Annotated in this window: 14 protein-coding genes; 4 read left to right on the forward strand and 10 right to left on the reverse strand. The window is 67.5% G+C overall.

The annotated features are described in order from the left end of the window. Positions 1 to 28 precede the first annotated feature (28 nt). The 4 genes from PSQ39_RS17875 to PSQ39_RS17890 form a co-directional block, all read right to left on the reverse strand. The gene (locus PSQ39_RS17875) at positions 29 to 955 is read right to left on the reverse strand and encodes a histone deacetylase family protein (protein WP_273928339.1); all 927 of its coding nucleotides are present in this window, start codon (positions 953 to 955) and stop codon (positions 29 to 31) included. Between the two features lie 170 nt (positions 956 to 1125). Then, positions 1126 to 1842: an MgtC/SapB family protein gene (locus PSQ39_RS17880; protein ID WP_273928341.1), complete on the reverse strand. Its 717-nt coding sequence runs from the start codon at positions 1840 to 1842 to the stop codon at positions 1126 to 1128. 329 nt (positions 1843 to 2171) lie between these two features. After that, positions 2172 to 2381 carry a hemin uptake protein HemP gene (gene hemP / locus PSQ39_RS17885; protein ID WP_273928531.1) on the reverse strand — a complete coding sequence of 70 codons (210 nt, stop codon included), beginning with the start codon at positions 2379 to 2381 and terminating at the stop codon, positions 2172 to 2174. 185 nt (positions 2382 to 2566) lie between these two features. Then, complete coding sequence (locus PSQ39_RS17890; RefSeq protein ID WP_273928343.1) at positions 2567 to 4618, reverse strand: molybdopterin-containing oxidoreductase family protein; 2052 nt, start codon at positions 4616 to 4618, stop codon at positions 2567 to 2569. An 89-nt stretch (positions 4619 to 4707) separates the two neighbouring features. On the opposite strand from PSQ39_RS17890, the gene PSQ39_RS17895 reads away from it, so the two are divergent. Next, entirely contained in the window at positions 4708 to 5865 is a 1158-nt protein-coding gene (locus PSQ39_RS17895; RefSeq protein WP_273928345.1) for an ABC transporter substrate-binding protein, read from the forward strand. Positions 5866 to 5913: 48 nt separating this feature from the next. Here the strand turns inward: PSQ39_RS17895 and argE are convergent, their stop codons facing one another. Then, the gene (gene argE, locus PSQ39_RS17900) at positions 5914 to 7080 is read right to left on the reverse strand and encodes an acetylornithine deacetylase (protein WP_273928347.1); all 1167 of its coding nucleotides are present in this window, start codon (positions 7078 to 7080) and stop codon (positions 5914 to 5916) included. Positions 7081 to 7164: 84 nt separating this feature from the next. On the opposite strand from argE, the gene PSQ39_RS17905 reads away from it, so the two are divergent. The 3 genes from PSQ39_RS17905 (at position 7165) to PSQ39_RS17915 (ending at position 9946) form a co-directional block, all read left to right on the forward strand. Beyond that, positions 7165 to 8367 carry a M20 aminoacylase family protein gene (locus tag PSQ39_RS17905; protein WP_273928348.1) on the forward strand — a complete coding sequence of 401 codons (1203 nt, stop codon included), beginning with the start codon at positions 7165 to 7167 and terminating at the stop codon, positions 8365 to 8367. 2 nt (positions 8368 to 8369) lie between these two features. Then, positions 8370 to 9464 carry a M14 family metallopeptidase gene (locus PSQ39_RS17910; protein ID WP_273928350.1) on the forward strand — a complete coding sequence of 365 codons (1095 nt, stop codon included), beginning with the start codon at positions 8370 to 8372 and terminating at the stop codon, positions 9462 to 9464. 227 nt (positions 9465 to 9691) lie between these two features. Beyond that, positions 9692 to 9946 (forward strand): acyl-CoA-binding protein, encoded by a 255-nt coding sequence (locus PSQ39_RS17915; protein ID WP_273928353.1) that lies wholly within the window; start codon positions 9692 to 9694, stop codon positions 9944 to 9946. Positions 9947 to 10045: 99 nt separating this feature from the next. Here PSQ39_RS17915 and PSQ39_RS17920 read toward each other — a convergent pair whose 3' ends face one another. From PSQ39_RS17920 to PSQ39_RS17940, 5 genes are all read right to left on the reverse strand, one after another. Then, positions 10046 to 11026, reverse strand: a complete 981-nt coding sequence (locus PSQ39_RS17920) for a Bug family tripartite tricarboxylate transporter substrate binding protein (protein ID WP_273928355.1) — start codon at positions 11024 to 11026, stop codon at positions 10046 to 10048. Between the two features lie 45 nt (positions 11027 to 11071). After that, the gene (locus tag PSQ39_RS17925; RefSeq protein ID WP_273928356.1) at positions 11072 to 11464 is read right to left on the reverse strand and encodes a VOC family protein; all 393 of its coding nucleotides are present in this window, start codon (positions 11462 to 11464) and stop codon (positions 11072 to 11074) included. 179 nt (positions 11465 to 11643) lie between these two features. After that, positions 11644 to 12555 (reverse strand): hydroxymethylglutaryl-CoA lyase, encoded by a 912-nt coding sequence (locus tag PSQ39_RS17930; protein WP_273928358.1) that lies wholly within the window; start codon positions 12553 to 12555, stop codon positions 11644 to 11646. Beyond that, complete coding sequence (locus PSQ39_RS17935; protein ID WP_273928360.1) at positions 12552 to 13796, reverse strand: CaiB/BaiF CoA transferase family protein; 1245 nt, start codon at positions 13794 to 13796, stop codon at positions 12552 to 12554. Before PSQ39_RS17935 ends, PSQ39_RS17930 begins: the two co-directional genes overlap by 4 nt. Before the next feature lie 99 nt (positions 13797 to 13895). Next, on the reverse strand, positions 13896 to 14420 hold the full coding sequence (locus tag PSQ39_RS17940; RefSeq protein ID WP_273928362.1) for a MarR family winged helix-turn-helix transcriptional regulator: 525 nt from the start codon (positions 14418 to 14420) through the stop codon (positions 13896 to 13898). Between the last annotated feature and the right edge of the window lie 96 nt (positions 14421 to 14516).

Genomic DNA, 14516 nt, shown 5'->3' on the forward strand with positions numbered 1-14516 from the left:
TGGGCTGGGGTGAATGGTCGTTGAAATCTCAGTCGGCGCCAATCAGCACTTTGACGTGGGCGCCAGCGCTGCGCGCCAGGGGGCTGAGCACATAGCCGCCTTCCAGGCAGGAAATGACGCGCCCTTGGCAATGTCGCTGCGCCACCGCCATCAGCTGCTGGGTCACCCATTCGTAGTCGGCTTCGAGCAGGGCCAGGTTGCCCATGTCGTCGTCGCGGTGCGCGTCAAAGCCCGCAGAGATGTAGATCAGCTCGGGTGCAAAAGCGTCCAGCGCCGGCAGCCAGTGCTGGGTGACAGCGTCGCGGAAGGCGTCGCGGCCCGAGCGCGAGGGCAGGCCCACATGGACCATGCCGGGGCGGTTGGGCACCTCTTCGGGGAAGGGGTAGAGGCCTTTTTCGTAGATGGAGCACATCAGCACGCGCTCGTCCCCCAGGAAGATGTCTTCGCTGCCATTGCCGTGGTGCACGTCGAAGTCGATCAGGGCCACCCGGCTCAGGCCATGCACGTCCAGGGCATGGCGCACGCCGACGGCGGCGTTGTTGAAGAAGCAAAAGCCCATGGCCTGGCGGTAGGCCGCGTGGTGGCCTGGCGGGCGTACGCAGCAAAAGGCGGCGGCCACCTCGCGGTTCAGCACCAGGTCGGTGGCCTGCACGGCCGCCCCGGCTGCGCGCAGGGCGGCGGTCACGGTGTGCGGGTTCATGTTGGTGTCGGGGTCGACGGCGTGGTAACCCTCGCTGGGCGAGGCGGCCAGGATTTCGCTCACGTACAGCGAGGAATGCGCGCGGCCCAGTTGCTCGGGCGTGGCCAAGGGCGCGTCATAGGGCAGCATGTAGTCCAGCAAGCCCTTGATCAGCAGGTGGTCGTGGATGGCCGCCAGGCGCTCCGGGCACTCGGGGTGCTGGGCGCCCATCTCATGGCGGGTGCAATCGGCGTGGGTGATGTAGGCGGCCAGCAAAACAGTCTCCGTCGTGGGCCGGTACGGCCGACCCTTTGCACACACTGTAGGCCGGGCCGGCGCGCTCAGATTTGACCTGCGGCAACTGTTACGGGTGTGCGCCCTGGTCACCAGCGGGTTGACCCGAGGTGCGGGTCGCTTGGGCGACGGGCGGAGCCGCTTGTGGGGCCTTATTCGGTGGTGCTGGGGCTCCAGAAGGCCTGATGCACAAAGGCTTCGCTCTTCAGCTGGGCCACCAGGGCGTTGAGTTCGCTGCCCTCGATGGAGGTGGCCGACAGCGTGGCCTCGATCTCCACCTCGTGCTCGCCAAAGGCGTGCACCGACAGGTCGCGCAGCGGGTGCTGCCACTGCTCCAGCAGTTGGTGCAGCAGGGACATGGCTTGCTTTTGGTGTTCGCGCGCGGTGATCAGGTAGACCGTGCAAGTGACCTCGACCGAGGGCGTGGCCAGCGGCCGTCGGTTGATCCGGTTGACCACCGGGCGCAGCAAGGTGTTGGCGGCCAGCACAAACAGGGTGCCGACGAAGGCTTCCACCACCAGGTCCGAGCCCGCGCAGGCGCCCACGGCGGCCGAGGCCCACAGCGTGGCGGCGGTGTTGAGGCCGCGCACGCTGCCTTCTTCGCGCATGATCACGCCCGCGCCCAAAAAGCCAATGCCCGACACCACATAGGCAATCACGCGCACCGCACCGTCGCTGCCTCCCAGCCGGTTGGCCATGTCAACAAAGATGGCGGCGCCCACCGCCACCAGCACATTGGTGCGCAGGCCGGCGGTGCGCTGGCGGAACTGGCGCTCCAGCCCGATCAGGCCGCCCATCACGAAGGCGGTGCTCAGGCTCAGCAGCGAGTCGGCCAGGGACACGAGGTTGATGTTTTGCAGGGCTTGCATGGCGGTCAGTCAGCACAAAAAAGGGAGGGCGGGGCGCCCAGCGCCATTGTGCCCAGCGTTGCTGTCCGGCGGTATGACAAGCGTGCTGAATTGCCGTTCACGGCGCGCCAATCCCCCAAAAGGGGACCTTGGTGACGGCCCCCTCGGGTTTGGGCGTGGCCGGGTGCCGGCCTGGGGTGATGTTCTGAGCGCCTTGTCGGCGTCTTCCGTGGCGTAGGTGGGGAAAAAAGGCGTGGCTGGTCGCGGTCACCGGTCTCGGTGCCAACGATGGCTGGCCAAAACGACTTTGGGGGACGGATGAGCGTCCCTGAGTCGCCCCACGATGAAACTCATTTGGTCAAGATCAACTTGCCCAGTCGGGTGGCCTGCAGCTTGTAGCGCAGGCCGTTGTGCACGATCTCCACCGCTTTTTGCCCACCCAGCAGCGCCTGGCTGGGCAGCTCACGCAGCGGTTCGGCACCCTTCAGGCGGGCGGGCTGCTGGCTCAGGCCGGTGGCCGAGACGGCGTCATGAAACGAGAGTGACAGGGCGTTGTGCATGGACATGGCGGTGGCAGTGGTTGAACTCTGGCGTGGCACGGTGCGGCAGCGGGAAGCTGTGCAGGGCGCTGAGGCGCACCGGGCTGGCTGGGTTCTATTATGCACACAAATGAGAATCAATCTCATTTGTTTTTGAAAAAATGAGCAAAGCTCAGGTGAAGGCCTGGGCCTTGCTCGGGAGCCACTCAGGTGCAGGCCAGGGCGCTGACCTGCACCGCGCAGTCGTAGAAGGTGGGGCCGCGTCCCATGTCGGTCAGGGCCTGGCCGGTGAGCTGGTTCACGTTGGTGCCGTTCAGGCCCATCTTGCGCCACCACAAGCCCAGTCCGACCACCACGCCGGGGCGCGCACGCGCACTGACGTCGGCCTTGCAGTGGTACTCGCCGCGCGCGTTGAACACGCGCACCACGTCGCCGTGGCGGATCTGGCGCGCGGCGGCGTCTTCGGGGTGGATCTCCAGCAGCGGCTCGGTTTCCAGCTTGTTGAGGCTGTTGACGTTGACGAAGGTGGAGTTCAGGAAGTTGCGCGCCGGCGGCGAGATCATGGCCAGCGGCCAGGGCCCCTGTGGGTCAGGCAGCTCGCGGTTGGGCAGGTGCTGGGGCAGGCCGTCCAGGCCCTGGGCCACCAGCTGCGGGTTAAGGAACTCGCAGCGACCCGAGGGCGTGGGGAACCCCCCTTGGGCGAAGGGCGCGTCCGGCAGGGGCAGGCTGGCAAAGCCCTGCGCCAGCAGGGTGTTGAAGTCGACCTGGTCGCCAAAGGCCTGGCGGCACAGGGCTTGGTCGTCTTCAGCAAAGCAGGGCTCGTCAAAACCCATTTTTTGCGCCAGGCGGCGGAAGATCTCGCTGTTGGGCAGGGCTTCGCCCACTGGGGCGATGGCGGGGCGGTTGAGCAGCACGTCGGTGTGGCCGTAAGCCAGGTGCACGTCCCAGTGCTCCAGCTGCGTGGTGGCGGGCAGCAGGTAGTCGGCGTGGTCGGCGGTGTCGGTCTGGAAGTGCTCCAGCACCACGGTGAACAGGTCTTCGCGCTGGAAGCCTGCCACGACCTTGGCCGATTCGGGCGCCACCGCGACCGGGTTGCTGTTGTAGACCACCAGGGCTTCGATGGCGGGGCCGAACTCGGGCGAGGCCGGGCGCAGCAAGTCGTCTCCGATGGTGGACATGTTGATCAGGCGTGGACGGCGCTCGCCCAGCAGGTCGGGCCGCTGCAAGGCCTGGCGCTGCACCGGGAACTGGCCTGAACTGGACAGCAGCAATCCACCACCGCGGTGCCGCCAGGCACCCACCAGGGCCGGCAGGCAGGCCACGGCGCGCACCGCATTGCCACCCCCGTGCACGCGTTGCATGCCGTAGTTCAGGCGGATGGCGGCGGGCTGGGTGGTGCCGTAGTCGCGCGCCAGGCGCTGGATTTGTTCGACCGGCACGCCGCACACCTCGGCCGCGCGTTCGGGCGGCCATTGCAGGGCGCGCTCGCGCAGTTCCGCCCAACCCAGGGTGTGCTGGGCGATGTAGTCGTGGTCCAGCCAGTCGTGCTGGATCAGCTCGTGCATCAGGGCCAGCGCCAGGGCGGCGTCGGTGCCCGGGCGCAGGGCGATGTGCTCATGGCATTTGTCGGCGGTTTCGGTTCGGCGCGGGTCAATGCAGACCAGGCGCGCGCCTTGGCGCTTGGCTTCCTGGGCGATGCGCCAGAAGTGCAGGTTCGAGCCAATTGAGTTGCTGCCCCAAATCAGGATCAGTTTGGCTTCGGCGAAGAACTGCACTTTCATGCCGACCTTGCCGCCCAGGGTGTTCATCAGGCCTGCGGTACCGGCCGAGGCGCAAATCGTCTGGTCCAGGCGGCTGGCGCCCAAGCGGTTGAAGAAGCGCGCCGCCATGCCATCGCCCTGCACCAGGCCCATGGTGCCGGCGTAGCTGTAGGGCAGCACGGCCTCAGGCCGCTGCGCGGCCAAGGCACTCAGGCGCGCGGCGATGTCGGTCAGCGCCTCGTCCCAACTGACGCGCTGGAACTGGCCAGCCCCCTTGGGTCCGACGCGCTTTTGCGGGTACAGCAGGCGGTCGGGGTGGTAGGTGCGCTCGGGGTAGCGCGACACTTTGGCGCACAGCACCCCGTCGGTCAGCGGGTGGTCCGGGTTGCCTTGCACGCGGGTGGCCACCCCGTCGCGCACGGTGGTGACCAGGGCGCAGGTGTCGGGGCAGTCATGGGGGCAGGCGCCGCGCACCTGTGTATCGTGGGGGCTGTTCATCGTGATCTAAAGCAGTACTTGTGTTTCGCCGAATTGTCATCCAGGCGCATAAAGGTTAGCTTGGCGTCTGAAATTGTCTGGAGTTTGTCATGGATCAGTCTGCCGTTTTGAAGGCCCCCAGCCGTCGCCGCTTCGCCTGGGGTGCGGCGGCGCTGCTGGCCGCGCCAGGGCTGGTCCGTGCACAGGCTGAAGGCAAGCTGGTGCTGGGCCAGTCCGTGCCCTTGACGGGGCCGGCGGCCCAACTGGGTTTGCAGTATGTGCAAGGTGCGCAATTGCTGCTGGAGCGCGTCAATGCCCAAGGCGGCGTGGGCCGCCGCTCGCTGGAGTTGCGCATCCTGGACGACGGCTACGAGGCCGACCGTTGCGCCGAAAACACACGCCGCCTGATCGATGACGAGGTCTTTGCCCTGTTTGGCTACGTGGGCACGCCCACCAGCCTGGCGGCGCTGCCACTGGCCACCAAGGCCCGCATCCCCTTTGTGGCGCCCTACAGCGGTGCTGCGGCTTTGCGGGAGCCCTTCAACCGCCAGGTCTTCCATGTGCGCGCGTCCTACCAGGAAGAGGCGAGCCTGATCGTGCGCGACCTGATCAACCTGGGCCAGCGCCGCATTGCGGTGCTGCGGCAAAACGACTCCTATGGCCAGGCGGGGCTGGACGCGGTGACCCGTGCCCTGCAAGGCCATGACCTCAAGCCCGTGGCCCAGGCGGCCGTGGAGCGCAATTCCCTCGATGTGGCGGTCGCGGTGCGGGCCCTGGTCGCAGTCCAGCCCGATGCCATCGTGCAGATTTGCACCTACCAGGCCAGTGCGGCCTTTGTGCGGGCCGCGCGCAAGGCGGGCTATGGCGGGCAGTTCCACAACGTGTCCTTCGTGGGCACCCAGGCCCTGGCCGACGCGTTGGGCAAGGACGGGGCAGGGGTGGTGATCTCCCAGGTCATGCCCTCGCCCTACACCTCGACCCACCCGCTGTCGCGCGACTTCCGGGAGGCGGTGCGCAAGGGGGGTGGCAAGGTGCAGATCAACTACTCCAGCCTGGAGGGCTACTTGGCTGCCGCCGTGCTGGTCGAGGGTTTGAAGGCGGCCGCCAATGCGGGCCGGCTCAGCCGGGAGTCCCTGGTCAGCGGCCTGGAGTCGCTGGGCCAGCAGACGGTGGTGGGTTTTCCGATTTCGCTGAGCAGCACCAACCACCAGGCATCGCGCTTTGTGGAGCTGTCCATGCTGGTGGGCGACGGGCGCGTGCGCACCTGAGCCCCGGCGCCCGGCGCGCGCGCTGCTGGGGCCGTGCTTCGACGGGGCTCAGGCCAGGTCGGCCACGCTGGCCACGCCAGCCAGGCCCTGCAAAAAGGCCTCGCAGCGGCCCAGTTGTTCCAGGCTGACGTATTCGTCGGGTTGGTGCGCTTGTTCGATGCTGCCCGGGCCGCACACCACGGTGGGGATGCCGGCTTGCTTGAACAGCCCCGCTTCGGTGCCAAACGCCACCAGGGTGGTGCCTTGTTCGCCGGCCAGGCGCTGGGCCAGCCGGGTGACCGCGTCGTCGGCCGAGCCCAAAAAGGCGGGCACCTCGCAAATCGGCTCGAAGCGGAAGCCCGCCTCGGGCGCCACCTGCTGCATGCGCGGCTCCAGCGTGCGCGCATGGGCCAGCACCTCGGCCTGCATGAGTGCCGCGTCGGCCGTCGGCAGGTTGCGGAACTCGTAGCGGAACTCGGCGTCGCGCGGCACCACGTTGTCGGCAATGCCGCCATGGAACTGGCCCACGCTGGCGGTGGAGTAGGGCACGTCAAAGCCGTCGTAGCGCGGCTCGTTGTGTTCAAAGCCTTCGGCCATGTCGCGCAGCTTGCCCACCAGGCGGGCGGCCATTTCGATGGCGTTGACCGAGCGCGGTGTCAGCGAGGAATGCGCTTCCTTGCCGCGCACACAGCATTTGTAGCGGTACACGCCCTTGTGCGCGATGGCGGGCACCATCAGCGTGGGTTCGCCCACGATGCAGGCCAGCGGGCGGATGCCGGCGTCGCGCAGGTCAGCGATCAGTTCCTTGACGCCCAGGCAGCCCACCTCTTCATCGTAGCTCAGCGCCAGGTGCACCGCGAACGGGGCTGGGCTGTCCAGGTAGGCCTGTGCCTGCGCCAGGGCCAGGCCGATGAAGGCCTTCATGTCGGCCGAGCCGCGCCCGTACAGGCGACCGTCCTGCACCGTGGCAGACAGCGGGTCCAGGCTCCAGGCCTGGCCGTCCCAGGGCACGGTGTCGGTGTGGCCCGACAGGATGACGCCCGCGGGCTTGCCCTCGCCCAGGGTGGCGAACAGGTTGGCCTTGGTCTTGTCGGCGCTGTAGGTGATGCGGCTTTTGACCCCCAGGCGCAAGAGCTCGTCGCGCACAAAGTGGATCAGCGTGAGGTTGGAATGGCGGCTGACCGTGTCCATGCGGACCAGGGTCTGCGCGAGTTCAAGGGCGCGTGTTGAAATCATCGTTGGCATTGTGGAGGATTTGCCCTGATGGCGCAGAACTTGCAGGATTGCTAGACTGAAACATTCAGCGTTTACTACATCACCATGCAAGTCATCGACTCGATCCTGGCCCAGGCGGCGGGCATCGCCGCAGTTCGCCGCGACATCCACGCCCACCCCGAACTGTGTTTTGAAGAGCAGCGCACCGCCGACCTGGTGGCGCAAAAGCTCACCGAGTGGGGCATCCCCGTGCACCGGGGCCTGGGCACCACGGGCGTGGTCGGCATCATCAAGGGCGGCGACAGCCCGCGCGCCATCGGCCTGCGCGCCGACATGGACGCCCTGCCCATGCAAGAGTTCAATACCTTCGAGCACGCCAGCCGCCACGCCGGCAAGATGCACGCCTGCGGTCACGACGGCCATGTGGCCATGCTGTTGGCCGCCGCGCAACACCTGGCGCAGCACCGCCATTTCGATGGCACGGTCTACGTGATCTTCCAACCCGCCGAAGAAGGCGGCGGCGGCGCGCGCGAGATGATCGCCGACGGCCTGTTCGAAAAATTCCCCATGGACGTGGTCTATGGCATGCACAACTGGCCCGGTATGCCCGTGGGCACCATGGCGGTCAGCACGGGGCCGGTCATGGCTTCGAGCAACGAGTTCAAGATCACGGTGCGCGGCAAGGGCGGCCACGCGGCCCTGCCGCACACCGGCATCGACCCGGTGCTGGTGGCTTGCCAGATGGTGCAGGCCTTCCAGACCATCATCACGCGCAACAAGAAGCCGGTCGAGGCCGGCGTGATCTCGGTCACCATGATCCACGCCGGTGAAGCCACCAACGTGATCCCCGACAGCGTCGAGCTGCAGGGCACGGTGCGCACCTTCACCCTGGAGCTGCTGGACCTGATCGAAAAGCGCATGGAAGACATCGCCCGCAACCTGTGCGCGGCCTTCGACGCCGACTGCGACTTTGAATTTGTGCGCAACTACCCGCCCACCATCAACCACCCGGCTGAGGCCGAGCTGGCGCGCCAGGTCATGGTGCAGGTGGTCGGCGCCGAGCGCGCCCTGCCGCAAGAGCCCACCATGGGCGCCGAAGACTTCTCCTACATGCTGCAGGCCAAGCCCGGCGCCTACCTGTTCATTGCCAACGGCGACGGCACGCACCGCGAAATGGGCCACGGCGGCGGCCCGTGCATGCTGCACAACCCGAGCTACGACTTCAACGACGAGCTGATTCCCCTGGGTGGCTCCTACTGGGTGCAGCTGGTCGAAGCCTGGTTCCGCCAACCGACCTCGGTGCGCTGAGCATGCCGGCCGCGCCTCAGGCGTTTTCCGCCACTTACCGTGAGGCGCGCCAGCGCTTTGTGGCCGCGGCGCAGGCCTTGGGCCTGCCAGTCCAATCCCACCCCCACCCCTTGCCAGGGCGCGAGGGCGAGGCCCTGGCCATGGACGTGGTGCGCGACGGCCCGGCCGACGCGCAGGCCCTGCTCCTGGTCAGCAGCGGATGCCACGGCCTGGAGGGTTTTTGCGGCTCGGGCGTGCAGCTGTTTGCACTGCAAGACGCCGAGTGGCGCGCCCACGCCCACGCGGCGGGCGTGGCCGTGCTGTACGTGCACGCGCTCAACCCCTATGGGTTTTCGCACCTGCGCCGGGTCACCCACGAGAACGTGGACTTGAACCGCAACTTCCAGGACTTCAGCCAGCCCCTGCCCGACAACCCCGAATACCGTGAACTGGCGCCGCTCTTGCTGCCCGAGCGGTGGCCGCCCGACGCCGCCAATCAGGCGGCCATTGCCCACTTCATCGCCGAGCGCGGGGACGACGCCTTCCGGTCGGCGGTGGCGCGCGGCCAGCATGAATTTCCCGGCGGCCTGTTCTTTGGCGGCCAGGCGCCGACCTGGAGCCAACAGACCCTGCGCAGCGTGCTGCGTGAGCACGCCACGCGGGCGCAGCGCCTGGGCTGGATCGATTTGCACACTGGCCTGGGCCCGTCGGGCGTGGGCGAGCGCATTTTTGCCGGCCGCAACGACCCGGCCACCGTGGCCCGGGCCCGCGCCTGGTGGGACGGCGGTGGCGCCACGCCGGTGACTTCGATCTACGACGGCTCGTCCAGCTCGGTCTTTCTCACGGGATTGATGTGGGACAGTGCTTACCAGGAATGCCCCCAGGCCGAGTTCACCGGCATCGCCCTCGAATACGGGACCGAGCCCCCGCTGGCCGTGTTGCAGGCCCTGCGCGCCGAGCACTGGCTGAACCTGCACCCCGAGGCCCCTGCCGAGCAGGCCGAGGCCATTCGCCAGCAGGTCTTGGCCGCCTTCTACACCGACACCGACGCCTGGAAAGAGCTGGTCATCGCCCAGGCCCGGCAGGCCTTGTTCCAGGCGGTGGACGGCTTGGCCTGAGGCAGGCTGGCCGCCCGGGCAGAACTGGCGCTGCCAGATTGGACACTAGCTGACAGTCTGGCTCGGGTTGGGATTGAACTCCCGTCATCCGATGGTTTCGCCGCTTAATATGAGCGACATTGGCGTGACGATGGCGGTGTTTGCCGGCCGTTGTCCAGCCGATGTCACCCAGACTGGCCGCTGCCAGCCGGGGACGGTCCCGATCAAAACCCAAGGAAACAAGCAAGATGTCTGACCTGAACACCCTGTTCGAAGCCGCCGTGGCCAACTCCAAAAACCTCAGCGAGCGCCCGGACAACCCCACGCTGTTGAAGATCTACGCGCTGTACAAGCAGGCCACCCAAGGCGACAACACCGAGAAGAAGCCCGGCTTCACCGACCAGGTGGGCCGCTTCAAGTGGGACGCCTGGGACAAGCTCAAGGGCAAGAGCACCGACGAGGCCAAGCAGCTCTACATCGACCTGATCCAGTCGCTGAGCTGATCGCCTGGGGGGCTGGCGCCTCTTCCAGCCCTTCCAGCCCTTTCAGCCCTCACCACGGCCCCGTGCGCGCCCGCGACGGGGCCTTTGTTTTGGCAGGCCTCACTCCAATGTGATGTGCGCTGTCTGGATGATCTGCCCCCAACGTTTCAACTCAGACTGGGTGAAGTCGGCCAGCTGCTTGGGGCTCATCTGCTCGACATCGGTGCCGGAGTCTTCGGCTTTCTTGCGCGCTTCGCCCGAGGCCAGGATGCGGTTGATCTCGGTGTTCAGGGTTTGCACCACGTCGGCCGGGGTGTTGGCCGGGGCGTAGAGGGCAAACCACGAATCCAGCTCATAGCCCGTGAGGCCCGCTTCGGTGGTGGTGGGCACGTCGGGCAGGGAGCTCAGGCGCTTCTTGCTGGTCACGCCCACGCCTTTGAGTCGGCCGCCCTGGATCTGGCTCACCACGCCGGCCGGGGTGGTGATGAAGATGTCCACCTGGCCGGCCATCAGGTCCTGCACCGCCGGGCCCGAGCCGCGGTAGGGGATGTGGGTGATGAAGGTGCCGGTGAGTTGCTTGAACAGCTCGCCCGCGATGTGCTGGATCGATCCATTGCCCGAGGACGCGTAGTTCAGTTTGCCCGGGTTGGCCTTGGCGTAGGCGATCAGCTCCTTGAGGTTGTTCACCGGCAGCTTCGGGTTGATGGCGATCACCTGGGGCGCGCGCGTCATCATGGCCACGGGGGTGAAGTCCTTGATTGGGTCCCAGCCGGCCTGCTTGAACAGGTGGGGGTTGCCGACGTGGTAGCCGCTGTAGGACACCAGCAAGGTGTAGCCGTCCGGTTTGGCGCGGGCCACGATCTGGTTGCCGATGTTGCCCGAGGCGCCGGGCTTGTTGTCCACGATCACCGATTGGCCCAGCGCGCGGCTCAGCGGCTCGGTGATCAGGCGCGCGGTGAAATCGGTGGTGCCGCCGGGCGCCGTGGGCACGACCAGGGTGATGGGGCGCTGCGGGTATTTGCCTTGGGCCCAGGTGGGGGTGAGCAGGCTGGTCCCGGCGCTCAGCGCGGCGATCTGGCTCAAAAGGTGGCGTCGTTGCATGGCGTTGTCTCCGTTGTTGTTGTCGGTCAGGGGCCCGCGTGGGGCTCAGGCCAGTTCGGATATCTCGATCAGGTTCAGGTCCGGGTCGCGCACGTAGACCGAGCGGATCTTTTGCGTGGCGCCGGTGCGCATCACCGGCCCTTCGATGATGGGCCAGGCGGCCGCTTGCAGGCGGCTGATCACCTCGGTCAGCGGGATGCTGGCGATGAAGCACAGGTCCAGCGCGCCGGGCACGGGCAGGTGGGCCTTGGGCTCGAACTCACGCCCACGCACATGCAGGTTGATCTTCTGGTGGCCAAACTTGAAGGCCTTGCGTTCCACCGGCGGCGTGCCGCCGATGAAGCTCTCCAGCTGCATGCCCAGCACGCGGGTGTAGAAGTCCACGCAAGCGACTTCGTCGTGGGTGGTCAGAACCAGGTGGTCCAGGTGGTCGATCATGGAAGCTCTCCAGTGCTGTCAAACAAACTCAGAACGGCCGGCCGCCTCGGGGGGCTGGGGCCGACACGCAGTGCGCGAGCGTGGGGGCTTCAAGTCCGGCTGCCGCCGGGCCGCTCCCAAGGCGGCCGGGGCCCCCTCGGGGGGCAGCGACCTACACGAAGTGAGGGAGCGTGGGGGCTTCATTGCGTGATAGCCGGGTGCAGGTCCTGGATGCGGCCGGCTTTGGCGACCTGGCCGGGCACCTCATGGCCAACGATGGCGGGCAGCTCGCGCGCCACGGCCAGCAGGCGAACCAGGTCGATGCCCGTGTCGTAGCCCATGGCGTCCAGCATGTGGATGGCGTCTTCGCTGCTGATGTTGCCGCTGGCGCCGGGCGCGTAGGGGCAGCCACCCAGACCGCCGAGCGAGCCATCAAAGCGCGTGATGCCGCTTTGCACGGCGGCCAGCACATTGGCCAGCCCCATGCCGCGCGTGTTGTGGAAGTGCAGGGTCAGTTGCAGCGCGGGGAAGCGGGCCTGCAAGGCCTCGCACACGGCCCGCACCTGGGCCGGATGGGCCATGCCGGTGGTGTCGCAAATCGTCAGGCCGCGCACGCCCAGGTCGGCAAAGCGGTCGGCAAAGCGCAGTACTTCGGCCAGCGGCACATCGCCCTCCATGGGGCAGCCAAAGCAGGTCGACAGCGACACATTGATGGGCGTGGTGCCGTTGACGTGGCGGATCACGTTGGCCAGCGCCTCGAAGCTGCTTTCGCGCGGCATGCGCAGGTTGGCCAGGTTGTGGGTTTCCGAGGTCGACATCACCAGGTTCAGTTCGTCGGCCTTGGATTCCAGCGCGCGCTCGGCGCCGCGCAAATTGGGCACCAGCACCGTGTACTCCACGCCAGGGACCCGCTGGATGCGGCCCATCACTTCTTCGGCGTCGCGCAGCATCGGGATCGCCTTGGGCGAGGTGAACGAGGTCACCTCGATCTTGGCGTAGCCGCAGGCGCTGAGCGCGTCGACCAGGGCCACCTTGGTGTCGGTGGGGATGAAGTTGGGCTCGATCTGGAAGCCGTCGCGGGTGGCGACTTCGTTGAAGTGGATGCGGGTCATGCGGGGTCCTTTTGAGCGGCGGCCTGGCCCACGATGCCGCGGTCTTTCAAGGCCTGGATTTGCTCGGCGCTGAGGCCGATTTCGCGCAGCACATCGTCGCTGTCCTGGCCCACGCCCAGCGGGGCGTTGCGGCGATGGCTGCCCGGCGTGCGCGAGAGCTTGGGAATGATGCCGGGCACGGCCAGCGCGCTGCCGTCGGGCATTTGCACCTGTTCGATCATGCCGCGCGCCTGGTAGTGCGGGTCGGCGGCGATGTCGGCCACGGTGTAGATGCGCCCGGCCGGCACGGCGGCGCGGTCCATGGCGGCCAGCACCTGGTCCACGCTGAGCTGCGCGGCCCAGGCGCCGATGGCGGCGTCGATTTCGGCGATGCGCGCCACGCGTCCGGCGTTGTCGGCCAGGGCTGGGTCCTGCCCTAGGTCGTCGCGGCCCATCTCGTGCATCAGGCGCTTGAAGATGCTGTCGCCATTGCCCGCGATCAGCGCGTAGCCGCCGTCCGCGCAGCGGTAGGCGTTGCTGGGCGCGATGCCGGGCAAGGCACTGCCGGCCGGGCCGCGCACCGCACCAAAGGCGCTGTACTCGGGCAGCAGGCTTTCCATGCAGTTGAACACGGCCTCGTACAAGGCCACGTCAATCACCTGGCCTTGACCGCTCTTGTGCCGTTCTTGCAGCGCCATCAGGATGCCGATCACGCCGTGCAGCGAGGCCAGGGTGTCACCGATCGACACGCCCACGCGCACCGGCACGCGACCGGGCTCGGCGGTGAGGTGGCGCAGCCCGCTCATGGCTTCGGCCACCACGCCAAAGCCGGGCTTGTCGCGGTAAGGGCCGGTCTGGCCATAGCCGCTGATGCGCAGCATCACCAGGCGCGGGTTCAGGGCCAGCAGCTCGTCGGGCCCCAGGCCCCAGCCTTCCATGGCGCCGGGGCGGAAGTTTTCGATCAGCACATCGGCTTCGGTGGCCAGTTGGCGCACGATGGCCTGGGCCTCGGGCGCCTTCAGGTCCAGTGCCAGCGAGCGCTTGTTGCGCGACTGCACTTGCCACCAGACCGAGGTGCCGTCTTTGAGCAGGCGCCATTTGCGCAGCGGGTCGCCACTGACCAGGGGTTCGATCTTCACCACATCGGCGCCGAAGTCGGCCAGGGTCTTGGCGGCAAAAGGGCCGGCAATCAGCTGGCCCAGCTCCAGCACCTTGAGGCCAGCCAGGGGGCCGGTGGCGGGGGGGAATTCGGTCTGTGTCATGGCCGCGGAGTGTGCGGCCGAGGGTCGGGCCCTGTCCATTTCCGATGGCAGCGCAGGGTTTCGCGTTTTGCGAAGGCAGGGGCCGGGTTTTCTCGGGGGTCAGTCGGTGCGGGGCAGGCGGCCCTTGCCCCGGTGGCGATCGGCCTTGGGCAGGTCAGCCGCCGGGGGCAGGCCATCGGCCTGGGCTTGAAGGGCGTCGAGCAGGCCGTCGAGCAGGCTCACCTGTTCGGCGCTGAGCGCGGCCAGCAGCTGGTGGTTGATGTCCCGCACTCGGGGAAAGATTTCGGCCACCAAGGCTTGGCCCGCGTCCGTCAGTTGCAGGGTCGCCTGGCGCCGGTCGCCAGGTCGCGGCAGGCGTTGCAGCAGCTGCTTGTCGACCAAGGTGCCGATGGTGCGCGAGGTCCGGGCCCGATCCAGGTGGGCATGCTCGGCCAGTTGGGAGGGGCTGAGGTCGGCGTGCCGCCCCAGCAAGGACAGCACACGCCACTCGCGCCGGGTGATGCCATGCCGGCCTTCGCACAAGCGAATCACCGGTGCTCCGCCGGTGGCCAGCAACACGCTGAGGCGAAACAGCAGCAGGTCATCAATGGCCGTGGGGGCGGCGAGGCGGCTGGTCGAGTGCATGGAGGTGTTCGCTGTAGCGCCGGGCTCAGGGTTTGTTGGGAGGATGGTTGATTAGAACAATCATTGGGCTGGGTTTTACAGTCTGCGTCACCGCTC

Source organism: Curvibacter microcysteis (genome assembly GCF_028649455.1).
Classification (GTDB): Bacteria; Pseudomonadota; Gammaproteobacteria; order Burkholderiales; family Burkholderiaceae_C; genus Curvibacter; species Curvibacter microcysteis.